The organism is Acidovorax sp. 100, assembly GCF_003688355.1.
GTDB lineage: Bacteria > Pseudomonadota > Gammaproteobacteria > Burkholderiales > Burkholderiaceae_C > Acidovorax > Acidovorax delafieldii.
In genome coordinates this window covers 936,063-958,293 of record NZ_REFD01000001.1, presented here as the reverse complement: position 1 = coordinate 958,293, position 22,231 = coordinate 936,063, and the positions used below count along the sequence as shown (strand labels likewise).

20 protein-coding genes are annotated in these 22,231 nt (G+C 68.2%); 11 read left to right on the top strand and 9 right to left on the bottom strand.

From position 1 onward, the window contains the following. Nucleotides 1-10: 10 nt before the first annotated feature. Nucleotides 11-802, bottom strand: coding sequence for an alpha/beta fold hydrolase (locus tag C8C96_RS04500; protein WP_121941573.1), 792 nt, complete (start codon nucleotides 800-802; stop codon nucleotides 11-13). 104 nt (nucleotides 803-906) lie between these two features. Between C8C96_RS04500 and C8C96_RS04495 the strand changes: the two genes are divergently transcribed. Both C8C96_RS04495 and C8C96_RS04490 read left to right on the top strand, forming a co-directional pair. Then, complete coding sequence (locus C8C96_RS04495) at nucleotides 907-1,428, top strand: flavin reductase family protein (protein ID WP_015011990.1); 522 nt, start codon at nucleotides 907-909, stop codon at nucleotides 1,426-1,428. Then, the gene (locus C8C96_RS04490; protein WP_121941572.1) at nucleotides 1,425-2,015 is read left to right on the top strand and encodes an MOSC domain-containing protein; all 591 of its coding nucleotides are present in this window, start codon (nucleotides 1,425-1,427) and stop codon (nucleotides 2,013-2,015) included. Before C8C96_RS04495 ends, C8C96_RS04490 begins: the two co-directional genes overlap by 4 nt. Before the next feature lie 40 nt (nucleotides 2,016-2,055). On the opposite strand, the gene yccS is transcribed toward C8C96_RS04490, so the two are convergent. From yccS to minC, 4 genes are all read right to left on the bottom strand, one after another. Beyond that, nucleotides 2,056-4,254, bottom strand: a complete 2,199-nt coding sequence (gene yccS, locus C8C96_RS04485; RefSeq protein ID WP_121941571.1) for a YccS family putative transporter — start codon at nucleotides 4,252-4,254, stop codon at nucleotides 2,056-2,058. Nucleotides 4,255-4,424: 170 nt separating this feature from the next. Further along, nucleotides 4,425-4,691 (bottom strand): cell division topological specificity factor MinE, encoded by a 267-nt coding sequence (gene minE / locus C8C96_RS04480; RefSeq protein ID WP_015011987.1) that lies wholly within the window; start codon nucleotides 4,689-4,691, stop codon nucleotides 4,425-4,427. 2 nt (nucleotides 4,692-4,693) lie between these two features. After that, on the bottom strand, nucleotides 4,694-5,509 hold the full coding sequence (minD, locus tag C8C96_RS04475) for a septum site-determining protein MinD (RefSeq protein ID WP_056057067.1): 816 nt from the start codon (nucleotides 5,507-5,509) through the stop codon (nucleotides 4,694-4,696). 47 nt (nucleotides 5,510-5,556) lie between these two features. Next, a complete protein-coding gene (minC, locus tag C8C96_RS04470; protein WP_121941570.1) occupies nucleotides 5,557-6,321 on the bottom strand; it encodes a septum site-determining protein MinC in 765 nt (254 codons plus the stop codon). A 172-nt stretch (nucleotides 6,322-6,493) separates the two neighbouring features. Here minC and C8C96_RS04465 point away from each other — a divergent pair, with 172 nt between their 5' ends. From C8C96_RS04465 to C8C96_RS04455, 3 genes are all read left to right on the top strand, one after another. Next, nucleotides 6,494-7,411 carry a DMT family transporter gene (locus C8C96_RS04465; protein WP_121941569.1) on the top strand — a complete coding sequence of 306 codons (918 nt, stop codon included), beginning with the start codon at nucleotides 6,494-6,496 and terminating at the stop codon, nucleotides 7,409-7,411. A 190-nt stretch (nucleotides 7,412-7,601) separates the two neighbouring features. Continuing rightward, nucleotides 7,602-9,071 carry a hypothetical protein gene (locus C8C96_RS04460; RefSeq protein ID WP_121941568.1) on the top strand — a complete coding sequence of 490 codons (1,470 nt, stop codon included), beginning with the start codon at nucleotides 7,602-7,604 and terminating at the stop codon, nucleotides 9,069-9,071. A 197-nt stretch (nucleotides 9,072-9,268) separates the two neighbouring features. Then, complete coding sequence (locus C8C96_RS04455) at nucleotides 9,269-10,150, top strand: LysR substrate-binding domain-containing protein (protein WP_121943876.1); 882 nt, start codon at nucleotides 9,269-9,271, stop codon at nucleotides 10,148-10,150. Between the two features lie 118 nt (nucleotides 10,151-10,268). Here C8C96_RS04455 and C8C96_RS04450 read toward each other — a convergent pair whose 3' ends face one another. Further along, on the bottom strand, nucleotides 10,269-11,111 hold the full coding sequence (locus C8C96_RS04450) for a PhzF family phenazine biosynthesis protein (RefSeq protein WP_121943875.1): 843 nt from the start codon (nucleotides 11,109-11,111) through the stop codon (nucleotides 10,269-10,271). Between the two features lie 42 nt (nucleotides 11,112-11,153). After that, on the bottom strand, nucleotides 11,154-11,780 hold the full coding sequence (pssA, locus tag C8C96_RS04445) for a CDP-diacylglycerol--serine O-phosphatidyltransferase (protein ID WP_056057700.1): 627 nt from the start codon (nucleotides 11,778-11,780) through the stop codon (nucleotides 11,154-11,156). Between the two features lie 272 nt (nucleotides 11,781-12,052). Here pssA and C8C96_RS04440 point away from each other — a divergent pair, with 272 nt between their 5' ends. Both C8C96_RS04440 and C8C96_RS04435 read left to right on the top strand, forming a co-directional pair. Beyond that, the gene (locus C8C96_RS04440; protein ID WP_121943874.1) at nucleotides 12,053-14,005 is read left to right on the top strand and encodes an acyl-CoA synthetase; all 1,953 of its coding nucleotides are present in this window, start codon (nucleotides 12,053-12,055) and stop codon (nucleotides 14,003-14,005) included. A 94-nt stretch (nucleotides 14,006-14,099) separates the two neighbouring features. After that, on the top strand, nucleotides 14,100-15,098 hold the full coding sequence (locus C8C96_RS04435; RefSeq protein ID WP_121941567.1) for a tripartite tricarboxylate transporter substrate binding protein: 999 nt from the start codon (nucleotides 14,100-14,102) through the stop codon (nucleotides 15,096-15,098). 88 nt (nucleotides 15,099-15,186) lie between these two features. Here the strand turns inward: C8C96_RS04435 and C8C96_RS04430 are convergent, their stop codons facing one another. Continuing rightward, nucleotides 15,187-17,259 carry an acetoacetate--CoA ligase gene (locus C8C96_RS04430; RefSeq protein ID WP_121941566.1) on the bottom strand — a complete coding sequence of 691 codons (2,073 nt, stop codon included), beginning with the start codon at nucleotides 17,257-17,259 and terminating at the stop codon, nucleotides 15,187-15,189. Nucleotides 17,260-17,365: 106 nt separating this feature from the next. Here C8C96_RS04430 and C8C96_RS04425 point away from each other — a divergent pair, with 106 nt between their 5' ends. The 4 genes from C8C96_RS04425 to ubiM all read left to right on the top strand — a co-directional run bounded on the left by C8C96_RS04425 (nucleotide 17,366) and on the right by ubiM (nucleotide 21,182). After that, nucleotides 17,366-17,977, top strand: coding sequence for a TetR/AcrR family transcriptional regulator (locus C8C96_RS04425; RefSeq protein ID WP_056057057.1), 612 nt, complete (start codon nucleotides 17,366-17,368; stop codon nucleotides 17,975-17,977). Between the two features lie 258 nt (nucleotides 17,978-18,235). After that, the gene (locus C8C96_RS04420; RefSeq protein WP_121941565.1) at nucleotides 18,236-19,132 is read left to right on the top strand and encodes an alpha/beta fold hydrolase; all 897 of its coding nucleotides are present in this window, start codon (nucleotides 18,236-18,238) and stop codon (nucleotides 19,130-19,132) included. Between the two features lie 167 nt (nucleotides 19,133-19,299). Then, nucleotides 19,300-19,731: a hypothetical protein gene (locus C8C96_RS04415; protein WP_121941564.1), complete on the top strand. Its 432-nt coding sequence runs from the start codon at nucleotides 19,300-19,302 to the stop codon at nucleotides 19,729-19,731. A gap of 179 nt (nucleotides 19,732-19,910) precedes the next feature. Beyond that, on the top strand, nucleotides 19,911-21,182 hold the full coding sequence (gene ubiM / locus C8C96_RS04410) for a 5-demethoxyubiquinol-8 5-hydroxylase UbiM (protein ID WP_121941563.1): 1,272 nt from the start codon (nucleotides 19,911-19,913) through the stop codon (nucleotides 21,180-21,182). Nucleotides 21,183-21,282: 100 nt separating this feature from the next. Here ubiM and C8C96_RS04405 read toward each other — a convergent pair whose 3' ends face one another. Next, on the bottom strand, nucleotides 21,283-22,197 hold the full coding sequence (locus C8C96_RS04405; protein WP_233584152.1) for a class I SAM-dependent methyltransferase: 915 nt from the start codon (nucleotides 22,195-22,197) through the stop codon (nucleotides 21,283-21,285). Nucleotides 22,198-22,231 lie beyond the last annotated feature (34 nt).

Genomic DNA, 22,231 nt, shown 5'->3' with positions numbered 1-22,231 from the left:
ATCAAATGGGTCAGTGCAGCGTGCGCCGGTGGGCCAGAAAATCGAGCAGCGCAGCGTCAAACCCCTCAGGGTCTTCCAGCTGGGGCCAATGCCCCACATGCGGCAGCAGCACCGTCTGCGCATCGGGCAACACCTGGGCCAGCGCCTGCAAGGCTGCGGGGGGAGTGCACCGATCCTGATCACCGCCCACCAGCAGCACCGGCATGGCCAAGTGCGCCAGCGCGGCGGCACCCCGGTCAAACGTGGGCAGGGCCTCCAGGGCGCGGCGGTAAGCGCCCGGGAACACCTGACCCAGTGCATGGCCCGCCAGCCGCACGCCTTCGGGCAGGGCGCCGGTGCCGATGCACTGCGGCACCAGCGTCTGTGCCAGTTGTTCCATGCTGCCGCCCGCATCCAGAGCCTTGAGGGCCTGCTCGCGCGGTGCCACCCAGTCTTTCACGGCCTGGGCATCCAGCGCCGGGCCGCCTGCGCACAGCACCATGCGGCGCACCTTGGACGCATCGCGCACGGCGGCCTCCAGCGCTACCATGGCGCCCATGCCGTGGCCGACCAGCGTGACAGGGCCACAGCGCAGCGCCTCGATCAGCGCCAGGCAGCTTTGTGCCAGTGCCTTGAAGGTGTAGGGCTCCACGGGCGCACTGCGGCCATAACCTGGCATGTCCCAGGCCACGGCCCGGTAGCCAGCGGTGGCCAGGGTCTCCACCTGGGGCGCAAAGGTAAGGTGGTCGCCGTCGGCATCGTGCAGCATGAGCACGGTGGGGCCGGAGCCGAGGGTGGTGAAGGTAGGGAGCAGTGCAGCCATGCGGTGAAAAGCAGAAGTAAACCCCGCAACAGCGCAGCGGAGGGTGGCGCCTGATAATAGGTCCTGTTGCTTGCCCCCACGCCGCCACCGCTGGCGCCGCTTTTGTGAACCCATCGCTCCCCCGCCCCGCCCTCGCCCTGCCGCCGAGCTTTTCGACCCGCGAATTCCGCAATGCGCTGGGCATGTTCGCCACGGGCGTGACCATCGTGACCGCCCGCAATGCCGCGGGCGAACTGGTGGGGCTCACGGCCAGCTCGTTCAATTCGGTGTCGCTGGAGCCCCCGCTGGTGCTGTGGAGCCTGTCGCACGGCGCCAGCACCATGCCAGCGTTTGCCAACGGCTCGCACTACGCCATCCATGTACTGGCAGCGGACCAGAAAGACCTGGCCGAACGGTTTGCCACCCGCGGCATTGACCGCTGGGCCGGCCTGGAGCACCGCCCCGGCATCAGCGGCGCGCCGCTGCTGGCCGGTGCCGCTGCCACGTTCGAATGCTTCAACCGCAGCCAGTACAAGGAGGGTGACCACACCATCTTCGTGGGCGAGGTGGAGCGCTGCGAGCACCGCGAGGGCGCGTCGCCCCTGCTGTACCACGGCGGCAAGTTCTACACCGAGCACCCGCTGTGACGGCGCCCTTCATCGTCGTACGCCACGTGAACGTCGGCTCCGCCCGGCGGCTGAAGGTGGGCGAGCGGTCGGTGCTCACCGCCATCGGCAAAACATCCGTCACCGACCCCGTGGCGGTGGGCCCACTGGGGCTGGCGGGTGACGAGCAGGCCGACCTGAGCGTGCACGGCGGTCTGGCCAAGGCGGTGTATGCCTACCCCGCAGCGCACTATGCGTTCTGGCAGGCCCAACGCCGCGAGCGGGGCGTGAGCCTGTTCGACGAGGCGCTGCCACCAGGCTTCATGGGCGAGAACCTCACCATTGACGGACCGCTGGAGCATGAGGTGTTTGTGGGCGATGAGTGGCATTTCCCGGACTGCGTGCTGCGCGTGACGGCCCCCCGCGAGCCCTGCTTCAAGTTCAATGCCGTGATGGGGTTTTCCCAAGCCGGCCGCGCCATGGCGGTGGCGGGCTGCTGCGGCTACTACCTGGCGGTGGACCGGCCCGGCACCATCGCCGCCGGGCAGACCGCCACGCTGGTCGCGGGGCAACGCGGGCTGAGCATTGCCCAGGCATTTGCGGGCAAGTTCGCCAAGCACGCACGCTGACCCGGCTGCGGCAGCATTCGCGCGCCGCACTCCACCCAGGTTATTCCGTGGTCACCAGCTGGCGCGCCTGCGCCTGCAGCTGTGGGAACACCTTGCCCACCAGCTGCAGCTGCGCCGCCATGAGGCTGTGCGCGCTGGGCGCTGCCGGTACCGTGCCCCACTCGCGCAGCACCTGGGCCACTGCCGGGGCGCTGTGGGACTTGCGCACCCGGCCTGACTGCTGCGCGCGCTCCAGCTCCAGCGCCAGTTGCTGCAGGGACGCCAGCAGGCTTTGCGCCAGTTCGCGCGTGGCCTCGTCCATGGGCTGGGCCGCCGCACCGCCGCGCTGGGCACCGAGTGCCGACAGGTAGTTGAGCTGGGTGTGCGACAGGCACAGGAAATGCCCCACCACCTCGGCGTTGCCACGTACATGCAAGGGCTCCTTGAGCATGGCGCTGTACGAGTTGGACAGTGCGGCATCCGCATTGTGGGCATTGCGCCGGGCCAAGCGGTAGGCCAGGTGGTCGCACTTGCCACCCTGGTACTGCGCCAGGATCTCCCGCAGGTACAACGCTTGGGTCTGCAGCACCTGGGCGGCCAGCCGGGGCCAGTGGCGCGACTGCCACGACGGCAGCACCAGCCATGAGGCGATGGCGGCGATCACGCAGCCGACCACGGTATCGAGCAGGCGCGCGGAGATCACGCCGCTGGCCGCGCCCATCTGGTGAAAGCTGAGCAGCAACAAGGTGGTGACAGCCGCCGTAGCCAGGGTATAGCGGGTGTGCCGCGCCCCAAAAAACACAGCGCCCCCCAGCACCAGCAAGGCGGCCTGCACCAGCTCGCCCGGAAACAGCTGGATCACCGCCCACCCCAGCGCAAGCCCCATGGCAGTGCCCTTGGCGCGCTCCATCAGCCGCGTCTGCGTGGCCGCGTACTGCGGCTGGCTCACGAACACGATGGTCAGCAAGATCCAGTACCCGTGCGGATCGGCCATGGCCTGCATGAGGGCAAAGCCCACCATGAGGGACAGGCTCAGCCGCAGGCTGTGGCGCAGCCAGGGAGACTGCAGCGGCCAGTGCGATCGCAGGCGTGCCCAGGCATCGCGCAGGCTGCGGGGCTCGCGGTCAAACAGTGCGTGGTCCACCGCCACTTCGGCGTTGCCAGCTGGCAGCGCCAGCGCACCGGCAAACACCCCGGCCAGCGCGGTCAGGTTGTCGGCCAACGCATGCAGTGACCGCGACGCCCGGGACTGGGCGGGAAGGGACGCCGCACCGGCGGGCTGCGCCTGGGACTGCAGGTGCGCCACGGCGGCCTGCATGTCCTCGATGGCACGGGCCGTCACGCCCCAGTGCTGGGGCACCGACTGGGCCTCGATGGCCACCGACAGCTTGAGCGCCTGTTCGCCCAGCAGCGTGAGCACGCGCTGGCAGCGGTACAGCACGTCGCTGTGAAAGAATGACTGGGCAAGCAGGTCGTAATGCTCGTGGGACGAACTCACGCGCTCATGCACGTCCTGCGCCGCCAGGTACTGGTGCATGGCCGTTTGCTGCCACAGCGGGGGGGCGCTCGCACCCATGCGGCTGATCAGGCTCTCCTTGGTGGCGTTGAGGGCGTCCACCACGCGGCCGTTGTGCAGTGCCAGCGCCATGCGGCGGCGCTCCAGATCCACATCCCGCACCGGCTCCAGCAACAGCGCCTTCAGGCGCAGGTATTCGCCCAGCATGGCGTAGAGCTTGGCCAGGCGGTAGCGCACCGGTGCACGCGGCAGCACGGCATGCCACAGCACCGACACCACGCCGTACCAGGCCGCACCCGCCAGCATGCGGGGGATGGCGTCACCCGCACCCGCACGGCTGCTGTGGGCGGCCAGCCCCGCATAGATGAACAGGATGAGCGAACCAAAGGCAATGGCGCGGTAGCGCTCGCTCAACGCCCCAAGCATGGTGATGCCGAAGGCCAGCAGCGCCATCACCCCCATCAGCACCCAGGGCCAGGACACCGCCGCCCAGACGGCCCCCGCCATGAGGCCAAAACACGCCAGCGCCAGGCACTGCGCCCGCAGGCGTCCGCGCCAGCTGTCGTCGGTTTCGGTGAGCGCGCTGGCGATCACGCCCAGCAGCACCGGCATCAACTCGGCCTGCCAGTCGGCCCACCAGCCATAGGCCAGAACGGCGGCCAGGGCCACCAAGGCACGCGCGCCGCGCGTGACGCCTTCGTGGTTGCGTGCACGCTGCCAGCTGAGTTTCCAGGTTGTGTCCACAGGAGCCTTGTTGCCGAAAGATTAGGGATTACCCTAGTACATCTAGCAATTGTCAGGCCAAATCAGGCCACGCCGGCCCAAAAAAAAACCCTGCCGCGCAGGGTTGCGGGGCAGGGTCTGGGGCGATACCGGGGCACGATGGGAGTGCGTGGCCCGGTGGCAGTGGCTGCCTATCGCACGGTATCGGGCAACTCGATCTTGACTTCCAGCACTTCCAGGTTGTCCTGGCGTTCCAGGTGCACCTTGAGGTCGTCGGGGTTGATCTTGACGTACTTGGAGATCACCGCCACCAGCTCGCGCTGCAGCGCGGGCAGGTAGTCGGGCTCGGACGCATTGCGGCCGTTGCGCTCGTGCGCCAGGATGATCTGCAGCCGCTCCTTGGCAACGCTGGCGGTTTTTTTCTTCTCGCCGAGCAGGAAGGACAGAAAAGAAGCCATGGCTATTTGCTCCCGAACAGGCGTTTGAAGAAGCCGGGCTTTTCGGCGTCAATGAAACGCAGCGGCTTGTCCTGCCCCAGGAAGCGGTCGATCACGTCCTTGTATGCCTCGCTCACATCGCTGCCCTGCGCATGGATGGCGGGCGTGCCCTGGTTGGACGACTGCAACACCACTTCCGACTCGGGAATCACGCCGATCAGTTTGATGCGCAGGATGTCCTGGATGTCTTCCAGGCTCAGCATCTGGCCGTCCTGCACTCGGCTGGGGTTGTAGCGCGTGATGAGCAGGTGTTCCTTGATGGGCTCGCCGCCGTCAATCGCACGCTTGGTCTTGCTGCCCAGCATGCCCAGGATACGGTCGGAGTCGCGCACCGAAGACACCTCGGGGTTGGTCACCAGCAGCGCCTCGTCGGCGAAGTGCATGGCCATCAGGGCGCCGCTTTCGATGCCGGCAGGCGAGTCGCAGACGATGTATTCAAAGTCCATCGCGGCCAGGTCCTTGAGGACCTTCTCGACGCCATCTTGCGTGAGCGCATCCTTGTCGCGTGTCTGGCTGGCGGCCAGCACAAACAGGTTGTCGCACTGCTTGTCCTTGATGAGCGCCTGGTTCAGGTTGGCCTCGCCATGGATGACGTTGATGAGGTCGTACACCACACGGCGTTCGCAGCCCATGATGAGGTCCAGGTTGCGCAGGCCGACGTCAAAGTCGATCACGGCGGTCTTGTGGCCGCGCAGGGCGAGGCCGGTGGCAAAGCTGGCGCTGGTGGTGGTCTTGCCCACGCCACCTTTGCCGGAGGTCACGACGACGATTTTGGCCATGTGTTGCTGATTCTCTGTGGGGTTGGTACGAATGGGGAATGAAGGGGTCAGGCCAGCGGCTCGATGAGGAGCTTCTCGCCTTCCAGCCGCACCTGGGCTGGCTTGCCGCGCACATCGGCAGGCAGCTCGGTCTCGGTGGTGCGGTAGATGCCTGCAATGGAGACCAGCTGCGGTTCCAGGCAGGTCGAAAAGATGCGGGCTTCCGTGTTGCCCCGCGCACCGGCAATTGCGCGGCCACGCAGCGGGGCATAAACGTGGATGTTGCCGTCGGCAATCACCTCGGCGCCAAAGCTCACCACGGCCATCACCACCAGATCGGCGCCGCGCGCATAGACCTGCTGGCCAGAACGCAAGGGCTTGTCCACCACCACGGTGCCGGGGCCGGGCATGGGCACTTCGCGTACCACTTCCACCTCGACTTCGCGGATCACCTCACGCACCACCTCCTGCACCGGCGCTGGCGCCTCGGCACGCGCGGGAGGCGCGTCGGGTGCTGCGGCCAGGCCCGCGGCGCGCGCAGCCTCCATCTGGGCAGCGCTGCCGCCGCGCACGGCCACGGGCAGGGTGTTGTGCTGGCGCAGCGCGGCTGCGATGGCGGCAAAGTCGACGGGAGCTTCGGCCTCACGCACGGGCGCCAGGTCGATCAATACGGGGTCGTTATCAAAAAATCCCGGGGCGTCGGCCACGCGCTCGGCCAGATCGGCTACGAACTGGGCGGCGTCGGTGGTCTTGAGCAACACCGCCACCACTGGCAGCGAGGCGCTCTTGAGGTCAAAGCTGGAGCGGGACTGCGCCGCCGTCGTAAGGGCCATGAGGGGGATGGGAAAAAGGAGCGCGGTAACCTGTTTCAGAAGGCGCAAAGTGTACCGTGGGCCTGTGTAAGCGTCCGTATGCGCTTTTTCGGCATTCACAGCGGACTGCAAGAAGGCCAGCGGATGCACCCAGGCGACCGGCAGACCCACCGCGCCCTTTGATAATGCGCCGATGCCTTCCACCCGCAAAACACACATCGACGCCCTGGCTATCTCCCTGCTGCTCGCCTGCTGCATGTTCTGGGGCTTCCAGCAGGTGCTGGTCAAGGCCACGGTGGCTGAGGTGGCGCCCGTGTTCCAGGCCTTTGTGCGCTTTGCGCTGGCCACGGTCGCAGTAGCGGCCTGGTGCTTGTGGCGTGGTGTAGGCCTTTCCGGCGCGGGCGAGCCCGCCGGGGCCACGCGTGCCGGACTGCTGGCGGGGGCGTTGTTTGCCGGCGAGTTTGCGTGCATCTACCTGGGGCTGCAGTACACCACCGCCTCGCGGCTCACGGTGTTCTTGTATGCATCGCCCTTCTGGGTGGCACTGCTGCTGCCGCGTTTCATCCCCGGTGAGCGCCTGCAGGGCTGGCAGTGGCTGGGCTTGGCGGCGGCATTTGTGGGCGTGGGGCTGGCGCTGGGCGACGGGCTGCTGGGCCATGCCAGCGCGGCGCTGCCCAAAGGCTGGCTGGGAGATCTTCTGGGACTGGCTGCGGGCCTGATGTGGGCGCTGACCACGGTAGTCATCCGCACCACGCCGCTGGCGCGTGTGGCCCCCGCCAAGCAGCTTTTCTATCAAGTGGCGGTGAGCACGGCGGTATTGCCAGTGCTGTCGCTGGGCCTGGGCGAGGCGTGGGTCTGGCAGTTCAGCGGCTTTGCCTGGGGTTCGCTGCTGGTACAGGCGCTGGTGGGGGCGTTTGTGAGCTACCTCGCCTGGATGTGGATGCTGGCGCACTACCCGGCGACCAAGATCTCGGTGTTTGTGTTCCTCACGCCGGTGTTTGCGCTGCTATTTGGCGCGCTGTGGCTGGGTGAGCCCGTGACGCCCGGGCTGGTGGCGGCGCTGGTGCTGGTCGCAGCGGGCATCGTGCTGGTGAACCGGCGGGCGGTTTGACCATGTGTATCAAACGGTGCCAAAGCGCCACCTGGGTGGCACCGGCAGCTATCATTTTCAGGACACTCGGTGTCAAAGATTCCGCGTCTGGGTATGTGGCAGAACACATGGGGACGAGCTGAATAATCACTGCACAGTACCACCACCGGTACCCGAGCCCCGTTTAACGTTTTCTCCAAAAAAGGTATCCATGCGTCACGACACACTGACCTTTGCACCCGAAACCGTCCACCAGCGGGCCCCCCGGGCCTTGCCGACCTTGCTAGCCACGCTGGCCCTGGGCTGTGCCGCACTGGCCTTGGCAGGCTGCGGCGGCGGCGGCTCAGGCTCCGCAGAGCCTGGCCAGCCCCCCGTCACCAGCACGCTGCCCGCCCCCGAGAACTTTGAGAACAGCGGGGCTCTGAGTTTTGCGTGGAGCGCCACGCCGGGCGCCACGCGCTATGAGCTCTTTGCCGACTTGGATGGCCCCGGGCCTAAGACCGAAGTGCAGATGGGCGAGGCGCAGGGCCTGAGCTTCTACTCCACGACGCAACGACAGTTCGGCTACCTGAATCTCGCCCGAATCCCTGATTTCATCAATGCAAACTTCCGCCTGCGGGCTTGTAACAGCGATGGATGTGGAGCCTTCACCGCAGCAAAGGCGCTGGACCTTCCCAGCCGCATCAGCTACGAATTCTCCTCGGGACGCGCCCCCCTCAAATCCTCATCGGGCAATTTCGACCCCATATCCCAAGACGGCCTGACCCTGGTCCTTCGTGGCTCCAACGGTTCGACAAGCACCTTGCTGGTGTTCACGCGCACTGCAGCCGGCCAGCCATGGCAACAGCAGGCAGAGATCCCCACCAGTGCGTACCGGATCGCGCTTTCAGCGGACGGCAACACGCTGGCCGCCAGCGAAGAGTCCAAGGTACAGATCTACCAGCGCAGCAGCGGCACATGGAGCCAGCCAACCACGATTTCATCGACCCAGGCGCCCACTGCATGCGCCCAGCCCTGCCAATTGGAACCGGACCGGCTGGCTCTGTCTGCCAACGGCAACGTGCTGGCGGTCTCGGGGCGCTTCAGGGTCACCAGCAGTACCGCTGCTGCCCCCAGCACCGTTTTCACCTACGTACGCACGGGCACCACGTGGGCCGCGCAAAACCATTTTGCGCCAGAAGGCGACATCGTAGGCACAGCCCTTGCCCTGTCTGGCGATGGCAGTACGCTGGCACTGAACAGCGGCGCCATCACCCGCAGCGTGAACATCACACCACCGCTTGTGCGTATCTACGCGCAGAACGTGGTTGATGGATGGACCGAGCAAGCGCGGCTGCCTGTAGGCATTGTGTATTTCATTGATATTGCCGCATCGGTGTTTAGCGCCATGACGCTGTCCCACGACGGCAACACCCTGGCGGTGGAAGCGCGGAACTCGCCCAACACGCTTCCGCCGGAATACCACATCACGGCTGCAGACCTCACTTGCCCGAGAGCCGGAACTGGGAACGCGGCACCCGTATCGCACATTGCCCTGTTTGCGCGCAGTGGTGCAGCATGGCAACGGCAGGCTGCTATCGCGCGCGAGGCCGCCCCCTCATGGGCCCTGGCCAACGATGGCGACGCCCTCTTCTACGGGGAGCTTTTCAATCGCCGCAACGGGGCCTGGACCTGCCCCTGACCCTTGGCACCTGGCCCGTGCAGCCCGTGGGCCGGGGTCACCACTTCGGAATATAATTTCGAGGGGTCGGCAACGGCCCCGACACCACAACATCGGCGCCCACAGGCGCAGCGTGCCGCCGCTGACCAGCGGCCTGCCAAACCACCGTCTACCGGTAGACGATTTGGCGGCGACGCACGCGTGTGAAGATTCCCCGCATGCCACCCCGCCTGCCCCCGCTGAACGCGGTCCGTGCCTTTGTGGCGGCGGCGCGGCACCAGAGCTTTACCCACGCAGCGCTGGAGCTGCACGTCACCCACAGCGCCATCAGCCGCCAGATCAAGACGCTGGAGGCCCACCTGGGCGTGGACCTGTTCGAGCGCAAGACGCGGCAGGTGCTGCTCACGGCGGCGGGCCACCAGTTCCACGCACAGGTCGGGCCGGCGCTCGCGCAGATCGGCGCTGCCGCCCAGTCGCTGCGGGGCGATGCCGGGCTGCGCAGCGTGAAGATCAATGTGCGGCCCAGCTTTGCGGTGCGGTGGCTGATCCCCCGGCTGCCGGGTTTTGTGGCCCAGCATCCGGACATTGAGCCCCAGGTCATCACCAGCACGCTGGCGCCGGACCATGCCACCGAGACCTTCGACCTGGCCCTGCGGCGCGGCCCACGCGGTTGGCCGCCGGGCATGCAGGTGCAGCCGTTTCTGGAGGACGAGGCGCTGGTGGTGGGCGCTCCTGCCCTGTTCGCCCAGCGCCCGGTGGCGCAGCCCGAGGCGCTGTCGGCCCATGTGCTGCTGCTGTCCAAGTCGCGCAGCAAGGACTGGGAGAGCTGGAAGAAGCTGGTGAACGCGCCAAGGCTCCAGCCCGCCAGCTGCCTGCAGTTTGACCACCTGCACTTTGTGCTGCAGGCCGCCGTGGATGGGCTGGGCTTTGCGGTGGCCCCGGTGTCGTTGATCACCCACGACCTGGCCTCGGGGCGGCTGGTATCGCCGCTGCCCAGCTTGCGGCTGCCGCTCACGCGGCACTACCTGGGCATGGCGCCGGACCCGTCACCGGAGACGCTGCGTTTTGTGCAGTGGCTCCAGGACGAGATCAGCGCCTGAGCGGGAGACCGGGCAGGGCGCACAGAGACCCACGTGCTCGGCTGGCCAGATTTCTGCGCAAATCGGGCGGTAGCGCTAGTGAATCATGCGTGAGCAGCTATATTTTCAATAGCAAAACTCATTCACCGTCATCCATCCACCGCGCCGTTCCCGACACGCGGATGGAGCTGCCCACCACCGGCCCGATCTCGGCCCGCAGGCGCGAGCGCATGCCCATGTCCTCGCCCTGCACCACATCGATGGCGCCGCCGTGGGGCCAGCCCAGGTCGCGCAGATAACCCGCCAGCGCGGCCGTGGCGGCACCCGTGGCCGGGTCTTCCAGCACGCCGCCCGACGCAAAGGCATTGCGGGTTTGCAGCAGCCGGTCCGACTCCACCCACACCAGCACAATGGTGACCAGCTTGGCGTTCACCATCAGCGTGCGGCCAACGTCCAGCGCGTAGTGCATGGCCGCCAGTGCCTCGCGACTGCGCAGCGCCAGCACCAGGTGGTCCGCACCGCCGTGGATGAGCGCGGGCGGAATGCGCGGGTCCAGATCGACCGCGCTGAGGCCAAACAGGGCCAGCGCATCGGCCAACAGCGCCGCAGGCACAGGCCCGCTGCGCGTAGGGGGCGACTGCAGCGCCGCCTGCACCAGATCGCCCGCGCGGCGGCCTTCGACCGTGATCTCGGCCTGGCTCAGCGACAGCGCAAACACGCCGTCGCCCTCGCGCTGCGCGAGCGCGGCGCCCAGGGCAATCGTGGCGTGGCCACAGAAGGGCACCTCGCTCTCGGGCGCAAAGTAGCGCACCCGCCAGCGGCCATTGCCCAGCGGGGCGGCAAACGCAGTTTCAGAAAAACCGACCTCGGCGGCAATGCGCTGCATGTCGGCGGAGCTGGGCAGCGCGTCACCGATCCATACACCGGCGGGGTTGCCGCCCTGGGGGCCGTCGGAGAACGCTGCGATTTTTTGGAGTGCCATGGTGTTCAACATCCACAAAGAAAGGACGCGCTAGCCAGCGGCTCAGAGCTTCGGAATCCGGATCCGGCTGATCATCAGCGACCCCGACACCGCAAACAGCAGCACCAGCGGGTGCAGCGTGAAGCCGCCGATCAGCAGCTTGCCAAACCACAGGTTCTCGCGCACTGCGCCCAACCAGGCGGCCAGGGCCAGCAGGCCCACCAGCACGATGGAGGTGGGGATGGGGGTGCCCTCGAAGTATTTGACCTTGCCGTCGTCGCCCGACAGGGTTTCGGCCGTGACGTTGTAGCGCGCCAGGCGCGACACGCCGCAGGCCACGAAGTAGGCCAGCACGATGCGGTCGTACAGGCCCTGCATGCCGCAGCCATAGGCAATGATGGCCGGGGCCACGCCAAACGAGATCACGTCGGCCAGCGAGTCCAGCTCGCGGCCCATGGCCGAACTTTTCTGGCGCCAGCGGGCGATGCGGCCGTCCAGCACGTCAAAGATCAGCGCGGCCAGCACCAGGGCACATGCAAAGTACACATGCACCACATTGCTGGTCTCCAGGTACGACATGACCGAGAACAGCGCGCCCACGCCGCAGACCGCGTTGCCCAGCGTGAACCAGTCGGCCAGGTGGAACTCACGGATCATCGAAAAACGTTTGGGCGGCTGCGGTGTGTTCATGAAGTAAAGGCGCGCAGCGGGGCGCGCAGTGGCAATCAACAAGGTCCATTATGGGTGTGCTGCAGCGCCACCGGCGCGTCAAGAGCCTGTTGTCCATCGCGCAGCGGATCGCCTGTATGCCCTGAAGACCTGCCCTGACATCTGCGTGACTGCTTTTGCGCTGGCACACGGACAGACTGTGGGCAAGCGGCGACGGCCGCCAGGTAGGACGCCGCCGCATATGTGCACCGTCGGTGACCGACCTGATTCCCCACAAGACCCGAGACAACCCCATGCGCCACCCCTCGTTGCCCCCACTGCACAGTCCTTTTGCCCCGGGTGCCCCGGTGCGCAGCCTGCAGGATGTGGAACGGCTCGAAGCCCGCCCCCTGGCCGAGGCGCTGCCCGTGCAGAGCACCTACGAAATTTTTGTGAATTCGGCGGCGGCGTTTGGCGACAAGACGGCGCTGGCCTTTTTGCCCGCCGCCGACCCGGCTGCCGAACCCATCCGCTGGTCGTATGCGCAGCTGCTCACCGGCATCCACCAGACAGCCAACCTGCTGCACCACCTGGGCGTGGGCCCGCAGGACGCCGTGGCCGTGCTGCTGCCCGGCTGCCTCGAATACCACCTGGCCCTGTGGGGTGGCGAGGCGGCGGGCATCGTGCAGCCGCTCAACCCCATGCTCACCGACGAGAAGATCGCGGCCATGATGACCTTGGCCCGGGCCAAGGTGCTGATTGCCTACGGCGGCGAGGGCGACCTGGGCTACTGGAGCAAGGCCCTGCGCCTGCGCGCCCTGGTACCCACCCTGACCACGGTGCTGCGCGTAGCCCCGCACGATGAGGCAACGGGTACAACACCCGCCCTGCCCCCAGGCGTGCTCGACCTGGCTGCGCGCCACCAGCAAACTGGCGACCACCTGGTAAGCGGCCGTCGCATCGCGGCCAGCGACATCGCCGCGTACTTCCATACCGGTGGCACCACCGGCGCGCCCAAGCTGGCCCGCCACAGCCACGGCGCGCAGGTGTTCACCGCCTGGGGCAGCGTGCAGATGCAGGGCATACGGCCCGAGGACGTGGGCATCAACGGCTACCCGCTGTTCCATGTGGCGGGCGTGCTGCCGGGCTCGCTGGCGGCGCTGTCGGCAGGGGTGGAGACCATCATCCCCACCACCGGCCTGTTCCGCAACCGAGAGGTGATTGCCAACTACTGGCGGCTGGTGGAGCGCTACCGCTGCACCTACCTGTCGGCCGTGCCCACGGTGCTGGCAGCGCTGGCCAATGTGCCGCTGGACGGGGCCGACATTGCCACGCTGCGCTACTGCCGCACCGGCGCGGCCATCCTGGCGCCCGAACTGGCGGCGCGGTTTGAACGGCTCTTTGGCCTGCACATCCACGAAAGCCTGGGTATGACGGAGATGGCGGGCATCTCCACCATCACGCCCCCCGGCGTGAACGCGCCCGCAGGCTGCGTGGGCTGGCGGCTGCCGTACACCCAGCTGCGCGTGGTGGCGCTGGATGCGCAGGGCAATGCGTCGGACCAGGACCTGCCGCCCGGCCAGCCGGGCATGGTGCTGTTCCAGTCGCCCAACCTGTTCTCGGGCTTTCTCGATGCAGCCGACACGGCCAAGGCGTTCACGCCCGATGGCTGGCTGGCCACGGGCGACCTGGGCTTTGTGGACGAGCAGGGCCGCCTGCACCTGAGCGGCCGCTCCAAGGACCTCATCATCCGCAGCGGCCACAACATCGACCCCAAGGTGATCGAGGACGCGCTGGGCGCCCACCCCGCCGTGCAGCTGTGCGCCGCCGTGGGCGCGCCCGATGCTTATGCGGGCGAGCTGCCCGTGGTCTACGCCACGCTGGTGCCCGGTGCACCGGCTGTGACCGAGGCCGAACTGCTGGCCTTCACCGCCGAACGCGTGGACGAGGCCGTGGCCCGCCCGCGCTGGGTGCAGGTGCTGCAGACCATGCCCGTGACCAACGTGGGCAAGATCTACAAGCCCGATCTGCGCCAGCGCGCGGCCTGCCACACGGTGCAAGCGCTGGTCGATGGGGTGTGCGGACAAGCCACGGACGGCCTCCGTCCCCAGGTACAGCCCGAGGGCGACAACGCCGTGCGCGTGACCGTGGCCCCGGGCCCCGACGCCGACGCGCTGCAGGCCCGCCTGCGCGAAGTGCTCGCGCCCCTGCCCCTCACCGTGCGCGTCACCACCGGCCCCGCCCCAGGGAGCCCCCAGACCGCATAAGCCCATGGCGTGACAGCCAGGCTCCGGCCCACCACCATGTCTGGTGGAGCCCGTTCGATTTCTCATTGCTAATAACCACGACAGGAGACAACGCATGCCCTTCCCCCTGACCCGCCGTTCCTGGCTCGGCGCTGCCGCGCTGGCCGCTGCCACCACCTGCACCGGCACCGCTGCCTGGGCACAGGCCGCCTACCCCAACAAGCCCATCAAGGTGGTGGTGCCCTTCGCCCCCGGCGGCGCCACCGACGTGCTGGCGCGCGTGCTGGCCGAGAAGATGGCCGTGGGCCTGGGCCAGCCCATGGTCATCGACAACAAGCCCGGCGCGGCCGGCATCATCGGCACCGACGCGGTGGCCAAGGCCGCACCGGACGGCTACACCCTGCTGCTGGCGCTGAGCAACTCCATGCTCACCAACCAGTTCCTGTACACCAAGCTGCCCTACAGCCCCGAGAAGGACATCGCGCCCATCTACCAGATCGCCATCGCGCCCCTGGTGCTGGTGGCCCACCCCAGCGTGCCGGTGGCCACGGGCCCTGAGCTGCTGAAATACATCGCCGCCAACAAAGGCAAGGTGGCCTACGGTTCGTACGGCACGGGTGCCTACCCGCATCTGGCCGGCGCGTACATGAGCCAGTCGCAGAACGCCGACATGAGCCACGTGGCCTACCGGGGTGAGGCGCCCATGGTGCAGGACCTGCTGGGCGGGCAGATCCAGATTGCTTTTGCGAGTGCACTGCAAGTCAAGGCGCACATCGACGCCGGCAAGCTCAAGGCCATTGGCGTGAGCGGCGAGCGCCGCATGGGCACGCTGCCCAACGTGGCCACGCTGGGCGAACAGGGCCTGAACGACGAGGCCTACCGCGTGGCGGGCTGGCTGGCGTTTGGAGCCCCCGCAGGCACACCGCCCGCCATCCTGGAGCGCGTTGCGGCCGAGGTGCGCAAAGCCACCGAGCATCCCGATGTGGCCCAGCGCATCACGGCCATGGGCTTTGACGTGCAAAAGAGCTCACCGGCTTTGTTCACCGCGGCCATGAACAAGGAGCGCCCGGTGTGGGAGCGGCTGATCAAGGCGTCTGGCGCGAAGCTGGACTGACCCCCTGGGGTACAGCACGCCTCGGTGCCGCACGAATCCTTGCATCCAAACAAGGCGCTAGCGCTTATTCAATAAGCGCTGGCAGCTATTATCTTTGGAGCGTACTCGCCCGCTGCGCCGCAAACGCCACATACCAGTCCAGACACCCCGGGTTGGCCATCGCGTCCTTGTTGACCACCTTTTCGATGGGCTGGCCCAGCAGCAGTTTCTTGATGGGCAGCTCCTGCTTCTTGCCGCTCAGCGTGCGCGGCACCTCGGCCACGGCAAAGATGTCGTCGGGCACAAAACGCGGGCTCAGCGCCGTGCGCACGGCGCCGTTGATGCGCGCGCGCAGGGCATCGTCCAGCGCGTAGCCGGGGCGCAGCACCACAAACAGCGGCATGTAGCTCTCGCGGCCCAGGTACTCCAGGTCCACCACCAGGCTGTCGAGCACTTCGGGCAGCGATTCGACCGCGCTGTAGATCTCGCTCGTGCCCATGCGCAGGCCGTGGCGGTTGATGGTGGCGTCAGAGCGGCCATAGATCACGCAGCCCCCGTTGGCGCCGATCTTGAGCCAGTCGCCATGTCGCCAGACTGCGCCCATGCTCGCGGGGCCATCGCCACCGCCGGGCTGGCGGCCGTGGCCTGCGGGGTACATGTCGAAATAGCTCGACAGGTAACGCGAACCATCCTTGTCGCCCCACAGGTAGAGCGGCATCGACGGAATCGGCTGCGCGCAGACCAGTTCGCCCACCGCGTCCAGCACGGGGCGGCCCTCGGCGTCCCAGGACTCCACGGCCGCGCCCAGCATGCGGCATTGCATCTCGCCGGGCACCTGGGGCATCTCGCGGTTGCCGCCGATGAAGGCGCCGCAAAAGTCAGTCCCGCCCGAAATGTTGTTCCACCAGATGTCATGGGTGCCCAAGGCCTCGAACTGGGCCGTGCCCCATTCCTGCACCTCGGGCGACAGCGGCGATCCGGTGGTGCCCAGCGCGCGGATGCGCGTGAGGTCGCCGTAGTCGGTGAGCGTGATGCCCGCCTTCATGCAGTTGGCAAAGAACGCCGCGCCCGCACCGAAGAAGGTCACGCCCGTCTCGGCAGCAAAGCGCCACAGCACGCCCCAGTCGGGGTGGTCCTTGCTGCCACCGGGGTTGCCGTCGTAGATCACGCAGGTGGTGCCCGACAGCAGGCCGCTGAGCTGCGCATTCCACATCACCCAGCCCGTGGAGCTGTACCAGTGGTAGCGCTCGCCAAAGCTGTTGGGCTCGTAGCTGCAGCCGATGTCGTTGTGCAGCACCTTGAGCTGCAGCGCCACCAGCACCGTGCCGCCGTGGCCGTGCACGATGGGTTTGGGCAGGCCGGTGGTGCCGCTGGAGTAGACGATCCACAGCGGGTGGTCAAACGGCAGCCACATCGGCTCGAAGGCAGCCGTTTCTGCATCGTTTTGGGCGGTAGCGCTAGTCCAGCTTGCCCAGCCAGCTATCGAAACAGAAGCATCCAGATTGCCCAGCAGCACCGCGTGCTGCACGCTGGGCAGGGCCTCGCGCAGCTCGGCCAGCACGGGGCGGCGGTCGTGGTCGCGGCCGCCGTAGCTCACGCCGTCCACGCCGATCAGCACCTTGGGCTCGATCTGGCGGAAGCGGTCGAGCACCGCATGCGTGCCCATGTCCGGCGCGCAGATGCTCCACACGCCGCCGATGCTCACCGTGGCCAGGAAGGCGATCATCGCCTCGGGCACGTTGGGCAGGTAGGCTGCCACGCGGTCGCCGGGCTGGATGCCCTGGGCCTTGAGGTGCAGCGCCAGCGACGCGACCTGGCGGCGCAACTCGGGCCAGCTCAGTTCGCGGTGCTGGCCCTTTTCGTTGCGACTGATGATGGCGGGCAGGCCCGCCGCGTTGGCGGCATCCACATGCCGCAGCGCCTGGCGTGCGTAGTTGACCTGCGCACCGGGGAACCACAACGCGCCGGGCATGGTGTTCTTCGCCAGCACAGCCGTGTGGGGCGTGGGCGACTGCAGCTGGAAGTAGTCCCAGATGCTCTGCCAGAAGGCGTCGAGGTCTGTGGTGGACCAGCGCCACAGCGCGTCATAGCTGTCGAACTGCAGACCGCGCTGGTCGCGCAGCCAGTTCTGGTACAGGCGGATCTGGGGAATGTAGGGCGGGGTGTTGTGTGTTGTCTCCATGGCGACGCAGCGTACCAGCGGCGCCCGGCAGAGGCCAGCCACACCCGTCGCCCGGTTGACAGCGCGGGGATTGCCTTGTTTCGCACAATCGTGCTAAATTTCACCCATGGACGCCAAAACCCAGAAAGCCGAACTCACCCGCGCCGCCATCGTCGGCGCGGCGCTGGACCTGGCTGCGGCCGAGGGGCTGGAGTCGATCACGCTGCAGGCCGTGGCCGACCGCGTGGGCCTGTCCAAGAGCGGCGTGTTCTCGCGGGCCGGCTCGCGCGAGGCGCTGCAAAAAGCGGTGATCGAGGAGTTTGGCCGCCGCTTTCTGGCCGACGTGTTCGTACCCGCCATGCAGCAGCCCAAGGGCCTGCCGCGCCTGCAGGAGATCCTGCGCCGCTGGATTGCCCGCACGCGCGACGTGGAGGCCTTCACGGGCTGCATCTACACCGCAGGCGCCTTCGAGCTGGACGACCGCGAGGGCGAGCTGCGCGACCTGCTGCACGCTGAAATCACCCGCTGGCGCGCCGCATTGCGCCGCACCGTGATCCAGTCCATCGAGGCCGGGCACCTGGCGGCCGACACATCCCCCGACCAGCTGGTGGGCGAAATCTATGGCCTGATCATGGGCTTGTTGCACGACGTTCGCTTCCTGCGCGATCCGCAGGCAGTGGCACGCACCGAGGCGTCCTGGGCGCGCCTCGTCAAGAGTTACCTCCCCTCCCCCGCTTGATACGCGGTGGTGCGCCAGGGAGTGCTCTTGTTTTTTTATGTCCCAATTTCGCACAACCGTGCGAAGAAAGGAACCACCATGTTGATCATCCTGGGCATTGCCGTCATTGCGGCCGCAGTGGGCGCCATCCGGTCGCTGCGCAGCACCCTCACCAGCCTCCCGCGCAGCAACCGGGACTGGATCTTTTACTGACCGTCCACCCGGTCCACCTCCCCCATCTACCCCCATCTACCCCCATCTCCCTTCTGGAGCCCCACCATGAACACCTCCCCATCCGCCGCGCTGCAGGCCACGTCCAGCTTCTACGGCGAGCACCCCGGCATGCGCCTGCTGCGTGTGGCGCTGGGCACGGCCGAACGCCTGTGGCCCACCTTGGCCGTGCGCGCGGCCTACCGCCTGTTTGGCACGCCCCTGCCCCTGCGCAAACCGGGCCGCAGCGCCGTGCCACCGGGCCACTGGCGCACGGAGCGCCTGGCGTTTGAAGACGCCGAGATCACGCTGTACCTGCCCCAGGCCCAGCCACACGGCGCCACGGTGCTGCTGCTGCACGGCTGGGGCGGGCATGCGCGCCAGATGCTGCCGCTGGCCGACACCCTGGCCGCGCGCGGCCTGCGCCCGGTGCTGGTGGACCTGCCCGCGCATGGCAGCAGCCGGGGCCGCGTGAGCAATCTGCCGCAGTTCGCCCGCGCCATCGAATACACCACGGCCCGCCTGCACGCGCAGGACTCGGCGCCCCGCGCCGTGGTAGCCCATTCGCTGGCGGCCAACGCAGCGGCCCATGCGGCCAGCCGGGGCCTGGCCACCGGGCGGCTGGTGCTGCTGGCGCCGCCCGCCTCGCCGCACGAATACACGCGCCTGTTCGCGCAGGTGTTTGGCCTGTCCGAACGCACCCGCGCCGCCATGCAACGGCGCATCGAGGCGCGCGAGGGCATCCTGATGCGACAGTTCGAGCCCCCCGCCGTCGGCCCGCGCATTGCACTGCCCACGCTGGTGGTGCACGACCGGGGCGACCGCGTCAACCGCTTTGCCGACGGCGAGGCCTACCGCGACCACATTCCGGGTGCCGCGCTGCTGGCCACCGAGGGGCTGGGGCACCGCAAGATCCTGCAGCAGGCGGAGGTGCTGCAGGCCGTGGCCGACTTTGTGGCGGCGTAAGCGCCGGCCTGTGGTGGCAGACGGGTCGCGCGACCCGCCGGAATCAGCCGGTGACAGGCAGCCTCTATCATCCGCACTCGACCGCCTTCCTGGAGGCGCCCTGCCGATGAATCGCTGGTGCCCGCACCAGCGGCCCCTGCTGCCTGTTGCTACCTGCCGTGTCTCCCATGTCCACTCTCCTGTCCGCCTGGCCCGCCCTGGTCCTGTTGTTGCCCGCGCTGTGGCTGGTGTCGGCCATCGTGTTCCTGGCCAAGGGCAACCGGCGGGCGTTTGCACAGCTGATGGCCCTGCTGGCCTGTTTTCTGATCGGCGCGCTGCTGATGGAGTTCTTCACGTTCATGGGCGCCCTCATGGCCCGCTCGGGCAGCCAGCACGCCACGCCCACGCTGGGCACCGGCACGCGCCAGTTGCTGGAGACCATTGCCAACCCGCGCTCCGTCACCGCACCACCGCTGTCGCTGGCGGCTTTTGCGGCGTACAGCATCCCGGTGGGCTACCTGTGGCTGCTGGTCACCTGGGTGCTGCACCTGCGCGGCAAGAAGGCAGGCCCGGCCAAAAAGAAGTCCAGCAAAACCCCGCGCAAGGCAGCCAGAGACTGAGTTTCGATTGTTTTAGCCCCCAGGCGCTACAACCATATGCCTGAGCAGCTATTAATTGGATAGCGTCACCACGCCATGGCTTGACGCAGGGCAAAGCGTGCCCCAACCCGCCCGCCCACAATGGCGCGCGGCCTCCCCGACCCGGGGCGGGCACCTTGTCACCCTGTATTCATCCCGCCATGACCACCCACCACAGCGACGTGCTCATCGTCGGCGCAGGCCCGGCGGGCCTGTCGCTGGCCATCTCCCTGGCGCAGGCCGGGTTCACCGCCACGGTGGTCGAGCAGCAGAGCGACCGCACTCTGGCCGCGCCCGCGCCGGACGGCCGCGAGATCGCGCTGACCCACCCCAGCCGCGACACGTTGCAGCGCCTGGGCAGCTGGGGCCTGCTGGCCGGGCATGAGGTGGGCACCATCTGCGAAGCCCAGGTACACGACGGCCCGCTGGGCCAGCACGGCGCGCTGCAACTGAGCGTCCCGCAGACCCCGGAGGGTGCAGCGCCCGGCGCGCTGGGCTTCATCGTGCCCAACCATGCGCTGCGCCGCACCGCCTACGCCGTAGCGGCGCGCACGCCGGGGGTGCAGCTGGTCACCCAGGCCCAGGTCACGCGCGCAGCCACGCTGACCGGGCATGCAGAGCTGGACTATGTGCCAGCCGGCACCGTCGGCACGCCAGCCCAGCGCCTGACGGCCCCGCTGCTGGTGGCCGCCGACAGCCGCTTCTCGGCCACGCGCCGCCAACTGGGCCTTGGCGCAGACATGGCCGACTTTGGCCGCACCGTCATCGTCTGCCGCATGCGCCACGCCCTGCCCCACGGCAACGTGGCGCACGAATGTTTTGGCTACGACCGCACACTGGCCGTGCTGCCCCTGCCTGATGACCCACAGACGGGACAAGCGCTGTGCTCGGTGGTGGTCACGGCGGGCGCGGCCGACGCCGCCGCTCTGATGGCCCAAAGCCCCGAGGCTTTTGCCACCCAGGTGCAGGCCCAGTTCAACGACCGGCTGGGACCCATGGCGCTGGTGGGCGAACGCCACGCCTACCCGCTGGTGGCCGTGTATGCCCAGCGCTTTGCGGGCCACCGCTGCGCGCTGCTGGGCGACGCCGCCGTGGGCATGCACCCGGTCACGGCGCATGGCTACAACCTGGGGCTGGCGGGGGTGGAGCGGCTCACGGCCGCGCTGGTCAGCGCCCGCCAGCGCGGGCAGGACATTGGCAGCGCCGACGCCCTGGCCCCCTACGCCCAGGGCCACCACCGCCACGCCTGGCCCATCTACCAGGGCACCAACGCCATCGTGCGCCTGTACACCGACGCCCGCCCGGTGCCCCGCCTGCTGCGGCAACTGGTGCTGCAGGGCGCGCGGCGCCTGCCACCGCTGCAGGCGGCCATCGTGGGGCAGTTGACGGGCAAGGCCCCCCAATGGATGCGCGCACTGGCGCTCAGGCCGTAGCCAACCTCTGCAACGGGCGCGCCCCACGCCAGCGCCACCGTGGAACTGGCTTTGCCAGGCCACCGGTGGCTTCCCCCTCAGGGGGAAGACGCCAAGCGGCTCAGGGGGAGCCGTCCCTTACCCCCAGCGTGGCCAGGCCATACAGCGGCGCACCGAGCCAGGGGCGCCACCACATGTCCATGGCAATACCGGCCCAGCCGTAGCCCTCCGCCACGCTTTGCTCGCGCAGCAGGTGCAGGCGCGGGTGCACGGCCGCCAGCTCTGCCATGCGGCCGACACCCCACCGAAACTCCGCGCCCGTAGGCCCCACGCTGGCGTGGCGGGCCGCGCAACCCACGGCCTGGCGCGTCATCACATCCAGCACCATGCGCGAGCCCGGCGGCGCGTGCTGCGCAAACTCGGCCAGCACGGCCTGCACCTGCGCGGGTGGCAGGTACATCAACACGCCCTCACACACCAGCAGCACCGGGGGGTCGGTGCGCTGCGCGGGCAGCCCGAGCCGCTGCCACCAGCCGGGGTGCGAGAGGTCCAGATCGGCATGGCGCATGCGCGGACACTGCGGCGGCAACAGGGGCTTGCGCAGCGCCATCACCGCAGGCAGGTCCGCATCAAGCCACTGGTTGGCCCCCGTGTCCAGCCACTGAAAGTGGTGCGTGAGGCCACACCCCAGGTTGACGCCCAGGGCCTGCGGGTGCTCGGCAAAAAAGGCGCGCCCCGCCTCCTTGATGGCGCGGGTGCGCCACAGCACATGCAGCACCGTGGGCAGGTCGTCCAGGGTGCTGTTCACATCGGCATCCAACTGCGTCAGCAAGGCCTGGGCCACGGCATCGTGGCAGTCGAGCCAGGGGAAATAGCGCCCGCCGTGGGCACGCGCGGCCAAAGGGATGAGCAAGGTGCTGGGCACGGGGGGCAGCTGCGCGCGCTGCAGCAGGCTGCCGGTGCGGTGGAGCGCACGCACCGGTGGCGCAGGGCTGCGCGGCGATCGGGCAGGGCGTCTGGTGGGGGACTGCGGCACGGGGCGCTCCTCCAGTGGCTGCGGGCGCCACGGT

What these genes read in the sequence shown, in the direction of transcription:
- C8C96_RS04500 (WP_121941573.1), bottom strand. Translation starts at nt 802, where the DNA reads ATGGCTGCACTGCTCCCTACCTTCACCACCCTCGGCTCCGGCCCCACC.
- minE (WP_015011987.1), bottom strand. Translation starts at nt 4,691, where the DNA reads ATGGCTTCTTTTCTGTCCTTCCTGCTCGGCGAGAAGAAAAAAACCGCC.
- minD (WP_056057067.1), bottom strand. Translation starts at nt 5,509, where the DNA reads ATGGCCAAAATCGTCGTCGTGACCTCCGGCAAAGGTGGCGTGGGCAAG.
- minC (WP_121941570.1), bottom strand. Translation starts at nt 6,321, where the DNA reads ATGGCCCTTACGACGGCGGCGCAGTCCCGCTCCAGCTTTGACCTCAAG.
- C8C96_RS04465 (WP_121941569.1), top strand. Translation starts at nt 6,494, where the DNA reads ATGCCTTCCACCCGCAAAACACACATCGACGCCCTGGCTATCTCCCTG.
- C8C96_RS04460 (WP_121941568.1), top strand. Translation starts at nt 7,602, where the DNA reads ATGCGTCACGACACACTGACCTTTGCACCCGAAACCGTCCACCAGCGG.
- C8C96_RS04455 (WP_121943876.1), top strand. Translation starts at nt 9,269, where the DNA reads ATGCCACCCCGCCTGCCCCCGCTGAACGCGGTCCGTGCCTTTGTGGCG.
- C8C96_RS04450 (WP_121943875.1), bottom strand. Translation starts at nt 11,111, where the DNA reads ATGGCACTCCAAAAAATCGCAGCGTTCTCCGACGGCCCCCAGGGCGGC.
- pssA (WP_056057700.1), bottom strand. Translation starts at nt 11,780, where the DNA reads ATGAACACACCGCAGCCGCCCAAACGTTTTTCGATGATCCGTGAGTTC.
- C8C96_RS04440 (WP_121943874.1), top strand. Translation starts at nt 12,053, where the DNA reads ATGCGCCACCCCTCGTTGCCCCCACTGCACAGTCCTTTTGCCCCGGGT.
- C8C96_RS04435 (WP_121941567.1), top strand. Translation starts at nt 14,100, where the DNA reads ATGCCCTTCCCCCTGACCCGCCGTTCCTGGCTCGGCGCTGCCGCGCTG.
- C8C96_RS04430 (WP_121941566.1), bottom strand. Translation starts at nt 17,259, where the DNA reads ATGGAGACAACACACAACACCCCGCCCTACATTCCCCAGATCCGCCTG.
- C8C96_RS04425 (WP_056057057.1), top strand. Translation starts at nt 17,366, where the DNA reads ATGGACGCCAAAACCCAGAAAGCCGAACTCACCCGCGCCGCCATCGTC.
- C8C96_RS04420 (WP_121941565.1), top strand. Translation starts at nt 18,236, where the DNA reads ATGAACACCTCCCCATCCGCCGCGCTGCAGGCCACGTCCAGCTTCTAC.
- C8C96_RS04415 (WP_121941564.1), top strand. Translation starts at nt 19,300, where the DNA reads ATGTCCACTCTCCTGTCCGCCTGGCCCGCCCTGGTCCTGTTGTTGCCC.
- ubiM (WP_121941563.1), top strand. Translation starts at nt 19,911, where the DNA reads ATGACCACCCACCACAGCGACGTGCTCATCGTCGGCGCAGGCCCGGCG.